Here is a 17,070-nt window from a genome sequence, read left to right as displayed (position 1 = left end):
AAATGTTATAAAGGGGGGAGTATAAATTTCCCAACAATCAGAGTACGAATTTCAATGCTCTAAATCATGTTTTCCCAAACGGTATTGGTTCGGCGTCATCCCGGTTGCTCGCTTGAATGCAGAAAAGAAGGTACTCTTGGTTTGAAATCCGGACTGTTCCGTTATATCAGCAACGGTCCAATCGGTCGTTGTAAGCAGCTTGATGACATGCTCGATCCGTTGGTCTGTAATATAATCGGATAATGAGCAATTAAAATGGTCCTTGAATATTTGTCTCGCATAGTTCACAGACATGGATACATGTGCGGCAATGTCGTCCACGGAAAGCATCGGATTGTGAAGATGATTGCGTACATATTCGATCATCTCCGCAGCAACCTCATCCTTTCGGCTCGAAACATTCTTCTTGCGGTTCTGTTCTATGGTTTGCAGCATCACCTGGTACAGCCACGATTTTACTTCACCTAATGTGGCGAATTGTTCCAGAAAAGAATGGATACTCTTCATCCCTTGAAACGTTTTATAGTTTTTGAAGCTTTTCATGATGGAATAAATGATGTGAGTCAACTGCAGTTTGCATTCCTGATAGCTTAGTTCCTGCATATGCAAGGTGAGGTGATCCAAATAACCTTCAAGTGCTTTATCATTCTTAAGCTGAACAGATTGAATGACCTGTTTCAGCAATGCTTCATCGAGATCACTGTCTTTGCCTCGTTCATATCGCTCCAGATCATCAGAAGTAAACACCCTATCCTCATGATTAATGAATCCCATTAACGTCAGTTCGTAAAGCTGGTTATAGATAATCTGCAGATTCTCCTCAACATCAAGTACGGAACTGATAGCTGCATGCACTTCCAGCTTAAGCCATCGACTGATCTGAACCTTTACGTCATCCATCGCTCCTATTGCTAGTGCCATTTCTTCCTCTGAAGTAGACAAAGAAATAAGCGCCACAATGTGATCAGAGCCGAAATCGACTGTTTCCGCAACAAACCCGTGATTCGAAAGGACTTCGACCATAATATTCCCTAATGCAAAGCGCAATAATTTACGCGAAGCAAAGTCGAACTGTTCTTCGAAGCGTCCGTACGATTCCAGACGAATGACCGCCATGCGGAACGATCCCGTTTGGAGAATTTGCGTTTGGTTCCTAATAAACTCTTCAATTGGTTTAGATGACTTCGAATTAAGAATCCATTGACGCAAGAAATCATCCTTCACCAAAGCTTTGCTGCTCTTGATCGATGAATCCAATTGTTCAATCTTCTCAACAAGCGAATGGAAACCGGAATGAATCCATGCCATTTCATTGCCGGCATTTGATGCTTGTAGGATAGCATGTTCCTTGCCTAGCTTGCTTCGTATTTGAGCTACCAAGTCACTAAGAGGCTTTAAGCTGCGGTATGATTGCCAAAACAAATATAACAGCAAGGCTAACAACATTAAGATCGAAGAACCAATAATTTGGATACGAATCTTAGCAACCTTTGCTTGCCATAAGGAGATCGGCGTCATGTGATATATATTCCATCCTTCTACAGGGAACCGTTCTGACTGAATGGACCAGGTTTCATTGCCAGACTTCCATTTCCAACCCTGGTCTGCTGCCGATTTATCTATTTCCATTAGCGCTTTGGTTAATGCAGGGTCCGTATTCCCCAGGATGAACTCTTTATTTTTGCCTTCAATATAAATTTTATTGGGATCATCTGCTGAAATCTGCAGCATGTTCTCATTCAACAATGGTTTACTGAACAGAATTGCAACAAATCCCTGATAGTTCTGATTAGGTCCGGCCGCCGGTACGACCAGTGCAAGAAACGATTCTCCTCCCACCTCATGGTTAACATACTGCAGATACGGCGTTTTTTGATTCTTAATGTAGTCCAACATCGTTTGGTCATAAAAATTCTTTGTCGTATAGATGCTCGATTCAGAAGTGTAGATTTGATCAATATTAAAGTTAATTAAATAAATGCCTCGAATGAAAGGCTCACTGCTCATAAATTCCCTTACACTTGTCGCGGCTTTATCCAATGTCAAAGGAGAATACTGGTCCTTTCCCATGTTCATCCAGAGTGCAATACTTTGATCCGAATAGATTCTTAGCGCAAACTGGCGTAACTTTTGCAGGGTAAATTCCGAGGTTTTAACGATTTGATTAATTTTCACCTGATTGGACTTGTCCGTTTCATCCATCGCGCTTTTAGCGAACTGTTGGCTGAGGAACACGGTAAATACTAGGGTAAGCAAGCTCACTGCAATGCAGGAATACATAAATATGTTTAAATACATCTTCTTCGGCTTTATCCGGCTCCACATGGCATACCCTACCCTTCTTTCTCACTATATCACACGAAAACAATATGACAGGATTCCTGCTTTGTCCAGTATGAATCTTAACAAAGAAGTGTGAATTTTATTAATTGAGCAGAGTCATCTTCGTTTAAATCAATCTACCAAATCCCCTCATTCACTGCTTCTGTTGGGTGACAAATAAGTTTTAATGTAACCTCTGCTAGAATTAACCGTTACTTCAACGAAAATAAAAAAGGAGCCGCAAAAAGGCAACTCCTACACGATAGTTCCTTAGCTCAACAACAAATCAAAACTGGATGATTTTTTACAATGAACGAATTAAAATCAATGTTCGTCTATCTGTAATAAAACGTTATATTTTCTTCATCTAAGGTTAATCATCAAGGGTTATAATGGGAACCCAAGACCACTTTTCCTCTAGGAGTGAGTTTATTATGAAAGCCGTCAATTTACCGTTTGAGGATTATTTACTTGTTACTCATGATGAAGAAATCATTTGGATCAAGGACAGAGCTTTTGTAATTAGGCCAGCAACTGACGATGATATTGAGCGAATCGGAAGAGGGTATTTTACTTTGGATTATCCAGCAGAAATCGAAGAAGGCACGACAGAAATAGCCACCACGGGAGTACGGCTAGATAAGGTTAAGTAATTTGTATATGGAGCCACCCTTGACAGAAAATGAAAACACAAATACAAGGAGTCGTAATTCATCATGAGAATTGACGGGAAGCACAATGCATTGATTGTTCAAAATAATTCGAATCGATCTGGAAATCCCCGATTTTTTAAGCATGCCAAAGGTTGTTACCATGGCAACACCTTCATAGTTTGTATAGCGCCCCTTTATTGAACTAACGTTTCCGTTAGTTCAATGGGCACTAATTTGCATCCCTGCTTAAGGTATATATTTGTTTGGATTTCTGAAAAAATCAACATAATTATACCTTCCAACGAGATTAAAAGTTTTCTTTGTCTCATCAAACTCAAGAACAAAAACTTCGCCTCGCATTCCTGAGTTAATGTTTGTATCCACGATAGCTATTCTATTTTCACTGAGTTGTACAACAGATTCGCCAGAAGAAGGCACCTGTGTCTGCGGAGCATTATAGCTAAATTGAGGGACAGGCTTCATTGCAATGATTATCAAGCAAATAAATATTCCAAATAACAAAAATGTCCTGGGTCTATCGCTCAAGTAATTCACCTCCATTTCATTAAACGAAAAAACAACCAAAAAGTTCCAATATTTAGTTTGAAGTTCTTACTATCCTGCCCGTTAGCTCAATGAAAACGGCAGCCGATTTTCTCTTACCTGCACCAATGCAATCGCTACGATCAGGCTCTTCTCTTTGCCAAGAGAAATCAGTCGGTTGAACACGGAACAAGTCCTCGATGGTTGGAAGCAGTTACGGACATTCCGCCGCGAATAAACTCCATCCAGGCGACTACGGCATCTGGTGACACAACGCTAATCTCATTTTAATGACCTTGCATTTTCACTTCTACGGGATAGCTTACTCGTGTTGCCAACGCAAAAACACCTCCAAGTTGTCCACCATATCTTACGACACGGCTCATTTTACTTGAAGGTGTTTTAATTTGTCTCACGTTACGGGGTCAGTCCCGACTTCGTTATATAGAATGTTTTTGTCGTTCGAATAAATGACGTCAAGCTCCCGAACGGCGTCACGCCGCAGGCGATTCAGGGGCTTGTTGTGCAGCAGGGACGGTTTAACGGAAAAACTCTCTGAACAGCTTAATGGCGGCTTGCGGGTTCTCCTCCATGATCCAATGTCCGGTTTTCTCCAGCTTCACCGTCTTTGAATTCGGCGCATGCTCGTTTAAGAACTGCTCCAGCATGCCGTAACCGGACACGCCGCCGATGCCGAGCACGGGCACGGACAGCGGCTTGTACGTTTTCAGCGTTTCGATATCATCCCTGAACGTCTTGTACCATTCGTTCCCGGCGCGAAGCGCATCGGGCTGGGAATAAGCTGCGAGGTAAACCTCGCGTTCCTTCTTGCTGAGCGCATCCTTGGTGTAGCCCATATAATCGTAAATCCAATTATAGACGAGATCCAGCTGTTTGTCCTGCAGCATCTGCTCCGACAAGCCCGGGATGGTATTAACGGCAAACCACCAGTAGAACTTAGGGCGTTCGGGGTTGCTCTCGTCGTACACGCCAGGCGGCGGCAAGATCGGGATTTTCAGGAAGTTATCGTTCGGATGGGAAGCATCCATCAGCACGACTTTCTTCGTGGCCTCCGGGTAGTTGGCTGCATATGCGTACGCGATCGTCGCTCCGATATCATGTCCGGCGATGTTGATGCTCTTGTAGCCGAGCGCTTTGGCCAATTCATAAATATCCTTCGCCATCGTCTTCTTGTCATAGCCCGACTGAGGCTTGTCGGAACTGCCCATGCCCCGGTATTCCACGACATAGACATGATAGTACTTGGCCAGCTCCGGCATCATATTGCGGAACGAATACCAGGTTACAGGCCAGCCCGGCAGCAGAAACAGCGGCTCGCCCTTCCCGCCCTCGACGTAGTGAAGCTTGACGCCGTTCGCTTCCTTGTAGCCGTTCTTGAAGCCCGGAAGCTCTTTGACGAGCTCCTCATCGGAAAACGCCTTACCGGGCGTTAACTTGCCTGCAGTGGTTAATGCCACTTTCTTTGGATTGAGATCGGCGGCGCGCTCGCCGTCTTGCTCATTGCTGTTTCGCGCGCAGGCCGAAAGTAGCATAAGCGCCGCGATCAGCAGTATTGCCGTGCATTTGGCCGGCCATCTCGATTGGTTCCCGAACATCGTATTCCCTCCTATATACATTCATTATGCATGCTCATGCGTTTGACTTACATCGGCTATCATTTTCCTTATCGAGTTAACGTATGTGAAGCCTAGCAACGTTATTTGGCTGTCCTACGGATTAGTTTATTGATCGTAGATGCCATGATCACTCCTCTTAAGTTTAATTATTCGAATAACTAACACATGACCGAGGAAGGAATCCGCGTAATGGCTTCTCACAAGGAACGGCCACTCGACCTCATTCTGCTATGTTAAAGCGAACTGCAGCTTCGTCAGTGATTCCATCCTTTCCTCTAAAATAGAGCCGACCACCAGCACCAGCAAAACCGATACCGTTGCAATCCGCAACGTCATCCTAATTTTTTCTCCGCCATCACTTCCGCTCTCTGATCGCTAAATGCGCTCGGTCCTTAGGGTTTCGCTCGTTCTTGCACCTTAATCTTACCAAGGATGACGGAGTGCCAAATCTGTTAAAAGTCATGAATATGCAAAAAAAAAAGCATCGCCTTCGGTCATTGCGCATGACAATTTTCATGCGCCATGCCAAAAGTAATGCTTCCCGTACTCAGATCGAATGACGACAGCGATCTAACCAGTTATGAACACGTGCTTGCACTACGCAAAGGTCAGTCGTCAGGTGATCGCGAATTTTCATTGCTTCCCTCAGTTCGGCATAACTGGGAAAGGTTCGGTACGGCGTATCTCCTGTCTTTGACCAGCTGTGCAATGACCTTCGCATCCTTAATGTCATTCTTCGTTGGCGAATTGTCGTCGAGTTCTTTGCTTTCTTTACGTGCAGCGGATTTACAACGCCGTACATAACTTGCTTTTCACGCAGAAAATGAGCAAGGTTTAGCCAGTAGTGACCAGTAGGCTCCATGCCAACGATAACGTCTTGGAAACCTTGTTACGTTAAAATCTTTCGGAACCAGTCCACAAACAACTCGAACCCTTCCCTGGTGTTTTCAAACGTAATGGGCTTCCCGAACTCGACTCCGCGGTTGTCGTCCGTTAGCTGCCCAGCGTCGTGGACCCATTAACATCATACCAAGGAGTCTTTTTATTTCTCAAACCTCGTATTTCTTCATAATAGGAATGCTGCCCATGCCCTTTTCACTTCAATCCCGCAACAAGCTCACCTATATCTTCTTCTTTCATCCTAATCTAAGGGTGAAATCCTGCGAATTCATGAGTTTGAGTGAGGAAACCGAATCATTTCGAGGGAGCGGGATGAACTTGAATCGTCTCTTTATATGATTCAACTTGATTATTTTCACAATTTATAATTTTTTTCTATTCTAACTATCCATTTATAATACCCTAACAAGATTAACAGTAGGATAGGATTCATTAGTACCGAATGCCACAATCTCCACCACCCGTAGTGAAAATACCCCCAAGGTTCAGGCAGCAACGTAATTAACTCATATATGGCGGTACCTATGACCCAATAGATAAAGTAAAATGTTTTTACTCTTAATGGACTTTTAAACGGATACCAATTTAAAAACATCATGTTAATGGGAGGAAGCAGTCCAAGATGCGCAGGCACACCCTTCCAGTCAATGTCTTTGGTAAAATACCAGTAACCATGAAATTTATAATCAACAAAAGAATCGAATGTACCTTGAAAAATCGATGTAAATGTCCAAATATGAACAATTTGGTTTGCTGTCAACCTCTTATTGGTTGTAAAGGCAGTAAGATTAAAAACGACAATTGCGATAATAAGTCCGATCATAATATTTCCTTTTTCTCTTTATCATACCCGGATATTAATTAAATGTATTCTTTTCTTAACTTTTCTGTAGTTAGTTGAGAAAGGCAGCCGATCATTTGACCGACTGCCTGTCGTGGCTTTGTTGTTTCAACTAACGTTAGTTCAACAATTTAGTGTTGAGCATAGTATTGTATCACGTTACCGAACAACAATGACCTGAGACAATTTGCCATGTCCCGATACGTTTCTGCCAAACACGAGTGTACCAAAACTCGCCTTCAAATGGAGTCCCGAAAATACCGCTTAGATTGACTCTTGTAATGGTTACGGCTACCCTATCCAAAAGTCTAATTCATTGATCCAAAATATCAATTCCAGTCATTTTCAAGTTTCCTGAACGATGTGCTTCAATATCCGTTTCTTTTGATAAAACTTGTCCTAAATGATTAACAAAGGTAAGGTCGTCAGCAATCAGTTCATCTAAAAGTTCCACATCACTGAATAGCATTGCTGTCCGAAGTCGTTCTTCACAAGCAATGATAAAGGTTTCATCCACAAAAATACCTCCTTTTGGTGTCTTCTCTCCAATTATGTACTGCTCTAAATATGTTACGTTATTTCGTACCTATATAGATCAACATACCATAAATTTGGTTATTTTTGGAACGTAAGATTAAACATTACTGCCCGTTTAGTTTAACGAGCTGCCGATTGCTCAAAGTTCTCTACCTCATTAGTCGGACATAGGCTCCAAATCGAATAAATTTCGATACATACTAGAGATAATTGCGATGTAACCGGCTATAATTCTTTTTGTATTAACGTAAGCATAAATAACCCGCATCTGGCAATCAGATGGGGGCTATTTTAAACTTGTGACTAAGGCAGTTGTCCAGTCAGTTGTAGGAGTCTGTAATAAAGCTGATCCTCCCTCCCTCTCGGGAGTGGGAAAATAACTCTGACTTCCTCCTATTTATTACCGAAAGAGATTGGTTTTCGCCAGTTCGATGACTTCGTTGCCTTGCCCGTTCAAAACGGCTTTCAGCATCCACATCGTAAATCCGCGAGCCTGCTCGATGTTGATTTTCGGCGGCATCGCCAGCTCCTGACGATTGACGACGACATCCAGAACTACAGGACCGCTGTGTTCGAGCGCTCGGCGAACGGCGCTTTCCAAGTCATTCGGATCCTCGACGCGAATTCCTTCGATTCCCATGGCTTGAGCAAGTGCCGCAAAGTTTGGATTGTCGAGTTCCGTTCCGAATTCTAAAAAGCCAGCTGCTTTCATTTCCAATTCCACGAATCCAAGCGCGCCATTATTAAAGACAACGATCTTGATCGGGAGCTTATGCTGACGAAGGGTTAATAGATCTCCGAGCAGCATAGTGAGTCCCCCGTCCCCAGACAGCGATATGACCTGGCGTCCCGGTTGCGCAACCTGCGCCCCAATCGCCTGGGGCATGGCGTTCGCCATTGTCCCGTGGTTAAATGAGCCAAGTAGCCTTCTTTTTCCATTCATGCTCAAGTATCGGGCAGCCCACACAGTCGGCGTCCCAACATCGCAAGTCAAAACGGCATCCTCATCTGCGAGATCGCTGATTACCTTCATGAGGAATTGCGGATGAATAAGAGCTCTGCCAGGAGCTGCAAGGTTGTCCAGTTCCTCGCGGACTTTGGCATAATGTGCTGCAAAATGTTGCAGATGATCAGGAGAGTGCGGTTCCATTAACAGGGGTAAAAGCATGTCGACCGTCGTCTTTACGTCTCCGCACACCCCGTATGCGAGCGTCGTTCGCCGGCCTAGTCGGGAGGAATCCAAATCAACCTGAAGAATGGTCGCTTCTTGCGGATAAAATTGCCGGTATGGAAAATCGGTACCCAGCATGAGTAAGACATCGCATTCCATCATGGCGTGGTATCCTGATGAATATCCGATGAGGCCGGTTAATCCGACGGAATACGGGTTGTCGTATTCCAGATATTCTTTTCCTCGCAGCGCTATGACCATCGGGGATTGCAGTTTCTCACACAGCTTCATGAGCGAAGCATGAGCTCCCGCGCAGCCAGCACCGCACAGTAAGGTGATCCTCTTGCCTTTGTCTAAGTAGTCGGCAAGCGTCTTCAATTCGTCTGTAGAAGGGCAGACAATTGGCCTGGTGGAATGGATGACGCGTTCTGGAACCGGGCTTTCATCGAATTCGAAAGCGGCTACATCACCAGGAAGAACTAAGACAGACACTCCCGACCTTGCCGTCGCGGTTTGCATCGCCATCGTAACCGCTCGAGGTATTTGCCTCGGTCCGGTTACGACTTCACAAAAGAAGCTGCATTCCTGAAACAACATGTCCGGACGAGTCTCTTGAAAAAAGCCGCTGCCAATTTCACTGCTCGGAATATGAGCGGCAATCGCAAGTACGGGCACCCGGTTTCGATGGCAATCGTACAATCCGTTAATGAGATGTAAATTACCAGGTCCGCTGCTACCCGCACAAACGGCGATTCCTCCGCTGAGGGTGGCATCCGCGCCAGCCGCGAACGCTGCAACCTCTTCGTGGCGGACATGGATCCATTCTATTTTTCCGGAACGACGGATCGCATCGAGCAAGGCATTAAGCGAATCGCCGATAATGCCGTAAATTCGCTTCACGCCGGCGTTCAGAAGGGATTCCACGATGGAATCAGCTATCGTTCTTTTCAAGGGAATCTCTCCTTTTTGTTTTTATTATTTTGCCATAATATGAGCAGTATATTCTTGATTTCACTACGATCGGGCTTGTTGGGCTTTAAACTTAAATTAAGTAGTCACATTTCGGTCATTTCATTCCTAATTATCGGTACTTTATCTAACTTTCAACCTATTCGATCCGCTTGCGGTTTTCCATAAACCTAATATTTTGTTCAGACGCGAAGTGAGTCATGGACGGATGGAAGAAATCCAACCCTGTTGCTCCCGCACACTCGGCTGAGTTAAATAAATCACCACAGGATGCAAAGCAACAACCCGATCTGCGAATCCTCTGATATGTTACTTCACTAAAGTACCCGTTACACCAATGAAAAAGAAGAGTTACTTTGCTGTAAGCTCCTCAACTATAGTTCCTCGTTAACTGAACAATTTAAATCTATCTTATAAACCTTGTCTCTTCTGGGTAATGACTGACGAAAAAGTCAACCTCAACTCCAATCGAGCGGGAACTGCCCTTACATAAGCACACTCTCATTTAAAAATCGATTATCCCTGACGATTTTTCTTACCTTCTTCATCGTATCCGCGTGTTTGGGCACTCCAGCGATTCGGTCGAGCAAAAGCCACCTCAGGCAAGCAAGCGCTTCAAAGATCTCCAACTCCCCCGGCGCTATGGGCATTTTCTCTTGATATTTGTACAAAAACGTAAGGCTTTTGCTCTCGCTCAAATAGATGCGCAAAAGCAGACAAGCCCATGACAGATCATACCTAGGATCCCCCAGTTGCCCGTTCGTCCAGTCGATCACTGTGTATTGTCCATTATCTTCTAGAATATTGCCTAAATGGAAATCGCCGTGAATAATCCGATCCATTTTCATATCCGCGGAAGCGACGAGACGGATCAGTTCCTCTTTCATCGCCGGAAACGCCTCGATCCCCGGGAAAAAATACCCAACAAAATCATACCTAGCAAGCGCCCTACCCTCCAATCCATCCGGAGACAGCCGGTGAATGTCGGCTAAAACAGCAGCAATTTCCTTAAAAATGCTCGGGCTCACCTTCGTTACTGTAGTACCGTGATAGCGGGTCAGCAGCACACTGTCCCCAGTTTCGGTCCACCCATAGCCGATCGGCTCGGATACGTGGATTCCCTGACAATGAAGAGCTTCCAAAAGGCGATATTGGCGCAGGACGTCAGGTTTCGAGCGCTTGTTCCACACCTTCAGCACAAAATGCTTCTCTCCCTGCGTGATCTTAACCACATCCGCCTCAAGCCCCGGCGAAAGCGGGCTAAACGTCAGTTCAGCCCTTGAAGTAATAAGGTTGTTTAAAATTGGGTCTGTTTCATACCATTCAATTTCCGCCAATGAGTCGTGCATGGTTTTTCCCGCTACCTTACCTTCTAATTGGTTCATATCTCACCTCTGGTTATTTACTCCTTCCAGAAAATTCAACATTTAGATGCGTTATCCTGCCCGTTAATTTGAATGCACAAGGACTTAAGACCTTTAATTATTCCTACTGGAACTAGTTGGGTGGTAATAACGTTTAAATATATAACATCCAACTCGAGGAGGACATAAATCCAATGAAAAAGAAGTTCATCATCACCGTCACTATCTCTGCTCTCATCGTCGGGAGTGCTTTCGCATATGTTAAAGCAAATAATATCACCAAGGAAATATATAATCCCGTTATGACTGTTTCCGAGACTCCGAAATCTGAGGCTCCGGCAGCTCACCCAATTGAAAAAGTCAGACCCTTCACAGGGATGAAATACGGTCCGAATCAAGCGCTTATCGTGGTTGATGATGACTATTTTGGCCAGATCAAGAAGATGAACGCGAACGGCGAATACATGAACGAAGTCTCGATTATCATGAACCTTCACTCCATGACTCATCAGAAGATCAAAGCTGACCAAATCGGATTCTCTATTAAGATGACGCATGAATTCCTCGACCTCATGATCGAGAACATTGAGAAGGCTCCGAACATCGAGGAACGAGACAATTATCTCGCGCTCGCGAAAAAATGGAAAGCGAGCGACTTCACTCGAATCGTGGACGATCATGATTATCTCGATAAACGACAAGGCGGGACTGTTGGATTCTCGACCGGAGTCAATTCACCGGAGGAGGAGGCCACCTTCGTTGAAAAATGGTTTAACAAAAAGGACGCAACAAATGAACCGACAAGTTAAATCCGAAAATTAAAACTTCTCTTGTCATTTGAGAACAACAATAGATTGTAAGGCAAGAACAAAGGTTTTATAGGACAAGAACCTGGTACCTCTTTCTTGGATGTAGCTAAAATTAAAGAACCCACAATAAATATGTTGTGGGCCCCACAGGAATTTGGTATATTTTTCGTCGTATATTAATGTTTCATGCCGCTGCCTGATTACGCTATCGTTTCCGTTAGCTCAACGAGGTGCTGCCGTACAACAGCATTTTTTATTATTAAACCGCTAGCTATTTATAGCCTTCTCCGCGAGATATACCTCATCCTTTTTGACATAGATGTCGTATTGGCTGTTATCATTTCTGCCTGAACCCACTGTTTCTCCGCGAGATATACCTCATCCTTTTTGACATAGATGTCGTATTGGCTGTTATCATTTCTGCCTGAACCCACTGTACCCGTGTCATGACTTGTTATTCGGCTGCGATAGGAAATGCCATGACTTTTTAATTTATTTACAGCATCATAATATTTCGATTGATTAAATGCAGTAAACACCAAACGCCTATGCTTGGAAAAAATTAACATGATGATATTCATAATGAGTTGCTCGATATTCCCCATATTAATTATCGCTCCCTAAATAGACATCTCTATTCAAGACACTATGCCTACCTTAACCGATTGAATTAACAGTCAATACGATCATTTAATCTATGTATCACATCCTTATATTACCACATTTGGTTAAAGACTTAGTTATGCATGTTCCCAAACAATCGTTTATTGTGCTAAATTGTCCGTTAACTGAACAAGCTGCCTAATTTAATCCGGCAGCCTCAACTCTCGTTTCCGTTAGATTAATCATTATCAAATCTCGATGTCACGGTTTATTGCTGATGTCAAAAGCTAAATTCAGTTTTTTGGACAGGCTACTTTACAGAACAAGAGTACTTTATTGAATCACATCCGCCGTCGGCAATGTAAGATAGATGGCATCAATTTCAATTTTTTCATCAATTAGTGCTTTTGCAATTCTATGTCCCCCATCAATTAATTGTCCATCTGAACATATTAATATTGGGTACTCCATGTTTGCGTTGATAATCCGCTGACAATGAAGCGCAACATTGCGTATAGTTGGAACTGATGTATTCCTACTATCTGTAAACCAACAATCCTGATCAAGTTCCTTTATTGAATCTATCTTGATTTTATGAACTGGTAAGTTCTTAGATAACTCCCACAGTTTTTCTACGTCCCAGAAATGTCGCCTTCCGTCAATTATCCTTCCGTGTTTATGCTTCATTCGTGAAAGTAACTCTTCCATAATAATCACCTCAGCTTTTCATAATAATCAATGGCATGTTAGGGAAATCGTGATCAGACATAAAACCCTTCCCTTTAACAGTTCGGGATATGGATTCCTTTCCCTGCTGTTGCGTTAGTTGAGAAAAGGCAGCCGATCATTGGCCGGCTGCCTTCAAGCTTTTATTGATTGAACTATCGTTTCCGATAGCTTAATGCTAAGGTTTCACCTTTAGAAGAAGTATTGCTTCATGGGTAGTTACTCCCGGTCTCCAAGTCGTTCACGAAAGCCCCGTACTGCGACATCATGAACGTAAAAGCCTGCATCTTCGGATCCGTCAACCGCAGCTTACCGCCTCGCTCATATCGTTGAAGTAATTCGTCAGAAACTCGAGCAACCGCAGAGGGTGTTGTTGCATCCGTTCTTTAAAAGCCCGGCATCTGGGCTCCGTCCTTGATGCTGATTTGGACCAGTTTGCGGTTCCGGTTCATAATCTCGTGGTACGTCCTGCTGATCGTAAAGAGATCTTCTCCAGCTCCCATACCAGTTTGTCCGCGAAAATCTTTCTCATCTCTTCGGCATAGTGATACCTGTCGAAAGCGGCTTCAAGGAGTTTCTGCTTGCTTCCGAAGTGTCGGAACAATGTCTTCTCTCTCAGGCCGGCAGACTCAGCAATCTCTTGCGTGGTATCGCTATTGTAACCTCTTTCTGAGATCAGATTAATCGTAGCCAGCAACAGCCTGTCACTGCTTTCCAGCTTGCTGACCGTAACTACGACGAAAACGTCTTCCTCGAAGAATAAACTCAGTGGTGGCTGGACAACCTAGCCGACGATGTCACCGGGGAAGGCGCGTTCATGGAAGGCAACGTGCAAGGCCCAGATGTCGTCCATAAAATCCCGCCCGCGAGATTTATGAATACCAGGAGTTCCACTTCGCTGACAACTACGGCGAAAACGGCTTCCTCGAGGAATACACCACTTCGATTCGGGGCAACCTGAATCACAGTTAAATAGTGGTAACTCGCCGATCATTCCCAATTGGTTATAATTGGAATATCCTATGTAGCTGAAATTTTAGGGAGGAATCATGCATGTCGAATGAAGATAAAGGGATGTATGCCGAAGAACGCCGGGAAGATCCCATGACCACAATGTTGAGCCAATCGATCCGACCGCAGGTCCGCCCCATCGACGGCCTGTCCATTCGCTACGCCGAGAGCGAACCGCGCGACAATCATGCACTTTTGTTGAGCCCGTGGCCGGAAAGCATTTACTGCTACGAGCCAACCTGGAACCGGTTGGCAGAGCACGTCCATCTGGTGGCGGTTGACCTGCCGGGGTTCGGGCAGTCCGAACGCCGCGATTCATTGATGTCGCCGAGGGCCATGGGCGAATTCATTGTTCGGCTCGCTGACGCGTTCGGCCTGGAGCAGCCACACATCGTGGGGCATGATATCGGAACCAGTGCATCACTCTTCGCCGCGGCGCTGTCTCCGGGCCGGTTCCGCAGCCTCGTAATCGGTGCCGGCGGCGCCGCAGTCCCACTCCAACTCAGCGGCTTGCTGAAGGAATGGGTGGAGGCACCGAGCATCGAGCCCTATCGCAAGATCGATGGACGCAAAATTGTAACCGCCACGATTAGTAAATTTGAGCGCAGGCCCACGGATGCCGCATGCGAGGACTATCTTTCGTCCTATGAAGGTGAGCGCTTAGCCGAGTCGATGCGCTACGTGCGTAGCTATCCGGAACAGCTGCCGATTCTGCGCGACCTACTACCCACGATCGAGACACCCGTGCTGATCATAAACGGCGTTAGAGACCACGTGGTGCCGCCGGTAAACGCCGAATATCTCCATGAGCGGCTACCCAATAGCAAGCTTAACATTATCGATGCGGCACACTTCTTCTGGGAAGATGCCGCCGATACCTACGCAGATCTGGTTACGAACTGGTGGGCCGGAGGCTACACGAAAGCCGGCTCCGTATCAGACCGATAATCCGTCGGATGCTTAGGTCTCAGAGAGGTGTTGACCGCCACGTTCATATCAGCTTAATCAGCAAGTCCAGATTATAACTTTAGTTTTTTCCGACCGCCTCTCTTCCCTGCCATCTGTCGGGAATGAGATCAAATTCTTGTCAAAATCGGGAATGGGATAAAGTTCTTGTCATCAGGATTTGACAAGAACCTTATCCCATTCCCGATTTTGCGATTTTGAGTGCGGGTTTTATTGCTGCGATGAATTTCCTACATGGACTTTACCCGTTGGTTTAATTCCCGTTAGTTGAGCAGGATTTGTTTTTCAACCAGCCATTTACTTCAAAAAAAGACAGCCCATTCAATTTTATTTCTTCGCAGCTTCATCTTTGCTTTTTACATCCCATTTAATGTTATAACTACCCGACTTCTTGGTTCCTTTAATTCGGAATATAACTTCCCCATCGTCATTTATTGGTATATTTATTGTTTCACTTCTATTATTTTTAAGAGTATTACTCCAGACAGATTCATCTTTGTTATTGTTGTTTAATCTCGTCAATATTGCGTCTAGAGATAATTCCCCAGTCTTAACAATAGCAATATAAACTACATACAGAACTTCTCCCTTATGCACCTTAATTTTATTAATATCTTGGTTTGTCATTGAGGTTCCATCAAACGTTTTATATTCACATTGAATTGAGGTCTGTGATTCGTAACACACCGAAGTTCTTTCATAACACCGATAAGGAGATTAACAATAAATAAAACTATTAAAAAAACAACTATGCCAAACAATATAGCTTTTAAATAATTCATTTACATTTCCCTCACATAATCTTGAAAAAACTTATCTTCTATATTTGTTATTTTTTATTGAAAACCTATCTTTTTATTACTAAGCATAACTGTCCTTTAGTTGAGAAATGGCAGCCGATGATGTTGGATGGTTGCCGTGGTGTTGTTTATTGAACTATCGTTTCCGTTAGTTGAGTCCCTTTAATTTGGTTTTGCATTGATTTCCGTTAAAGTTCATGCATCACGAAGTCCCACCGAGTTAAGGCAGCTTGCTACCGGCCGGTGCGGATGTGTCCCGGCAATTACTTCCTCGTTCCTTGTTTCCGGGACCGAGGGTCGCCCAGACCCGACTTATTTATTACCGAGTTGTTCCGCCAAACCGATTAGAAGTCCTTCATTTCCACGAATGTAGCAGAGCCGATACGAGTCCTCATACTGAACCACTTCGCCAACGAGCTGAGCACCATACTTAGTGAGTCTGGATACCATTTCGTCAATGTCTTCAACGGTGAACATGACGCGTAGATAACCGAGGGCATTTACAGGAGCAGTTCGGTGATCTGATATAGTAGGTGGGGTGAGAAATCGCGAAAGTTCAAGTCTGCTGTGGCCATCTGGGGTAACCATCATAGCAATCTCTACACACTGTGAACCCAGCCCGGTTACGCGACCAGCCCATTCACCTTCGACAGTAGCTCGCCCTTCGAGCTTCAAGCCAATCTCCTCGAAGAAAGAGATTGCGTCATCAAGGGATTCTACAACGATGCCAACATTGTCCATTCTTAGTAATTTGTTTTTTGCCATAGTTTTATCTCCTTATGTGTACAAATTTATTACCTGATCATCTTCATATTTATTCTATCAAGAATTACTAATTCCTTCCAAACGATTAACATCTTGTCACAGTTCATGATAACAAAGATAAGTCACACTATAGTAAAATGTGAAATTTGGTTTTCGGATATGTCATATTAACTTTTATTCTACGAAATTCAATTCGTAATTACCGTAATAAGATCGTTTTACGCAATAAAATTACGTAGATACCCCTTTTCTAAACTCCTAATATTTTTATACTTTAACAATTCGGAGTTACGATATTATCTCCTGCTTATTATTTTTGATCATTAAACTAAACTGCTCGTCCCTCGGTTTTAAGGGTTTATCTCACATATACTCACTCATTCGCAGGATTTTGACACCTTGGTTTGCAGATGTTGTTCAGGAGAGCGCTCATCAGAGGAGAGCGCTCATCAG

15 protein-coding genes and 1 pseudogene are annotated in these 17,070 nt (G+C 44.1%); 3 read left to right on the top strand and 13 right to left on the bottom strand.

Translation table 11 applies throughout. The annotated features are described in order from the left end of the window. Positions 1 to 51: 51 nt before the first annotated feature. Positions 52 to 2,325, bottom strand: a complete 2,274-nt coding sequence (locus ASG85_RS26815; protein WP_057304558.1) for an AraC family transcriptional regulator — start codon at positions 2,323 to 2,325, stop codon at positions 52 to 54. 431 nt (positions 2,326 to 2,756) lie between these two features. Between ASG85_RS26815 and ASG85_RS26810 the strand changes: the two genes are divergently transcribed. Next, on the top strand, positions 2,757 to 2,975 hold the full coding sequence (locus ASG85_RS26810) for a hypothetical protein (RefSeq protein WP_060648266.1): 219 nt from the start codon (positions 2,757 to 2,759) through the stop codon (positions 2,973 to 2,975). A gap of 246 nt (positions 2,976 to 3,221) precedes the next feature. On the opposite strand, the gene ASG85_RS26800 is transcribed toward ASG85_RS26810, so the two are convergent. From ASG85_RS26800 to ASG85_RS26775, 7 genes and pseudogenes are all read right to left on the bottom strand, one after another. Next, positions 3,222 to 3,521 carry a hypothetical protein gene (locus tag ASG85_RS26800; protein WP_060648265.1) on the bottom strand — a complete coding sequence of 100 codons (300 nt, stop codon included), beginning with the start codon at positions 3,519 to 3,521 and terminating at the stop codon, positions 3,222 to 3,224. A 536-nt stretch (positions 3,522 to 4,057) separates the two neighbouring features. Continuing rightward, on the bottom strand, positions 4,058 to 5,134 hold the full coding sequence (locus ASG85_RS26795; protein ID WP_060648264.1) for an alpha/beta fold hydrolase: 1,077 nt from the start codon (positions 5,132 to 5,134) through the stop codon (positions 4,058 to 4,060). Positions 5,135 to 5,702: 568 nt separating this feature from the next. Beyond that, a complete protein-coding gene (locus tag ASG85_RS37275; RefSeq protein WP_414858795.1) occupies positions 5,703 to 6,026 on the bottom strand; it encodes an IS110 family transposase in 324 nt (107 codons plus the stop codon). A 384-nt stretch (positions 6,027 to 6,410) separates the two neighbouring features. Further along, a complete protein-coding gene (locus ASG85_RS39425) occupies positions 6,411 to 6,878 on the bottom strand; it encodes a hypothetical protein (RefSeq protein WP_060648263.1) in 468 nt (155 codons plus the stop codon). Between the two features lie 172 nt (positions 6,879 to 7,050). Continuing rightward, positions 7,051 to 7,413, bottom strand: a pseudogene (locus tag ASG85_RS39995) (nuclear transport factor 2 family protein). 420 nt (positions 7,414 to 7,833) lie between these two features. Then, a complete protein-coding gene (gene poxB / locus ASG85_RS26780; RefSeq protein ID WP_060648262.1) occupies positions 7,834 to 9,555 on the bottom strand; it encodes a ubiquinone-dependent pyruvate dehydrogenase in 1,722 nt (573 codons plus the stop codon). Positions 9,556 to 10,058: 503 nt separating this feature from the next. Continuing rightward, entirely contained in the window at positions 10,059 to 10,958 is a 900-nt protein-coding gene (locus ASG85_RS26775) for a phosphotransferase family protein (protein ID WP_060648261.1), read from the bottom strand. 173 nt (positions 10,959 to 11,131) lie between these two features. Here ASG85_RS26775 and ASG85_RS26770 point away from each other — a divergent pair, with 173 nt between their 5' ends. Then, on the top strand, positions 11,132 to 11,746 hold the full coding sequence (locus ASG85_RS26770) for a DUF6241 domain-containing protein (protein ID WP_060648260.1): 615 nt from the start codon (positions 11,132 to 11,134) through the stop codon (positions 11,744 to 11,746). A 275-nt stretch (positions 11,747 to 12,021) separates the two neighbouring features. Here the strand turns inward: ASG85_RS26770 and ASG85_RS26765 are convergent, their stop codons facing one another. From ASG85_RS26765 to ASG85_RS39415, 3 genes are all read right to left on the bottom strand, one after another. Beyond that, positions 12,022 to 12,351 (bottom strand): hypothetical protein, encoded by a 330-nt coding sequence (locus ASG85_RS26765; RefSeq protein WP_060648259.1) that lies wholly within the window; start codon positions 12,349 to 12,351, stop codon positions 12,022 to 12,024. Positions 12,352 to 12,682: 331 nt separating this feature from the next. Then, a complete protein-coding gene (locus tag ASG85_RS26760; protein ID WP_057304569.1) occupies positions 12,683 to 13,057 on the bottom strand; it encodes a hypothetical protein in 375 nt (124 codons plus the stop codon). 466 nt (positions 13,058 to 13,523) lie between these two features. Continuing rightward, complete coding sequence (locus ASG85_RS39415; RefSeq protein WP_063860392.1) at positions 13,524 to 13,772, bottom strand: helix-turn-helix domain-containing protein; 249 nt, start codon at positions 13,770 to 13,772, stop codon at positions 13,524 to 13,526. Positions 13,773 to 14,128: 356 nt separating this feature from the next. Here ASG85_RS39415 and ASG85_RS26750 point away from each other — a divergent pair, with 356 nt between their 5' ends. Further along, the gene (locus ASG85_RS26750; protein ID WP_057304570.1) at positions 14,129 to 15,034 is read left to right on the top strand and encodes an alpha/beta fold hydrolase; all 906 of its coding nucleotides are present in this window, start codon (positions 14,129 to 14,131) and stop codon (positions 15,032 to 15,034) included. 345 nt (positions 15,035 to 15,379) lie between these two features. Here ASG85_RS26750 and ASG85_RS26745 read toward each other — a convergent pair whose 3' ends face one another. Then, complete coding sequence (locus ASG85_RS26745; RefSeq protein WP_057304571.1) at positions 15,380 to 15,679, bottom strand: hypothetical protein; 300 nt, start codon at positions 15,677 to 15,679, stop codon at positions 15,380 to 15,382. Positions 15,680 to 16,164: 485 nt separating this feature from the next. Then, a complete protein-coding gene (locus ASG85_RS26740; protein ID WP_047679368.1) occupies positions 16,165 to 16,617 on the bottom strand; it encodes a VOC family protein in 453 nt (150 codons plus the stop codon). Positions 16,618 to 17,070: the final 453 nt, after the last annotated feature.

It is taken from the genome of Paenibacillus sp. Soil724D2 (assembly GCF_001427935.1).
Classification (GTDB): domain Bacteria; phylum Bacillota; class Bacilli; order Paenibacillales; family NBRC-103111; genus Paenibacillus_E.
This window is presented reverse-complemented; position numbering and strand designations above follow the sequence as displayed.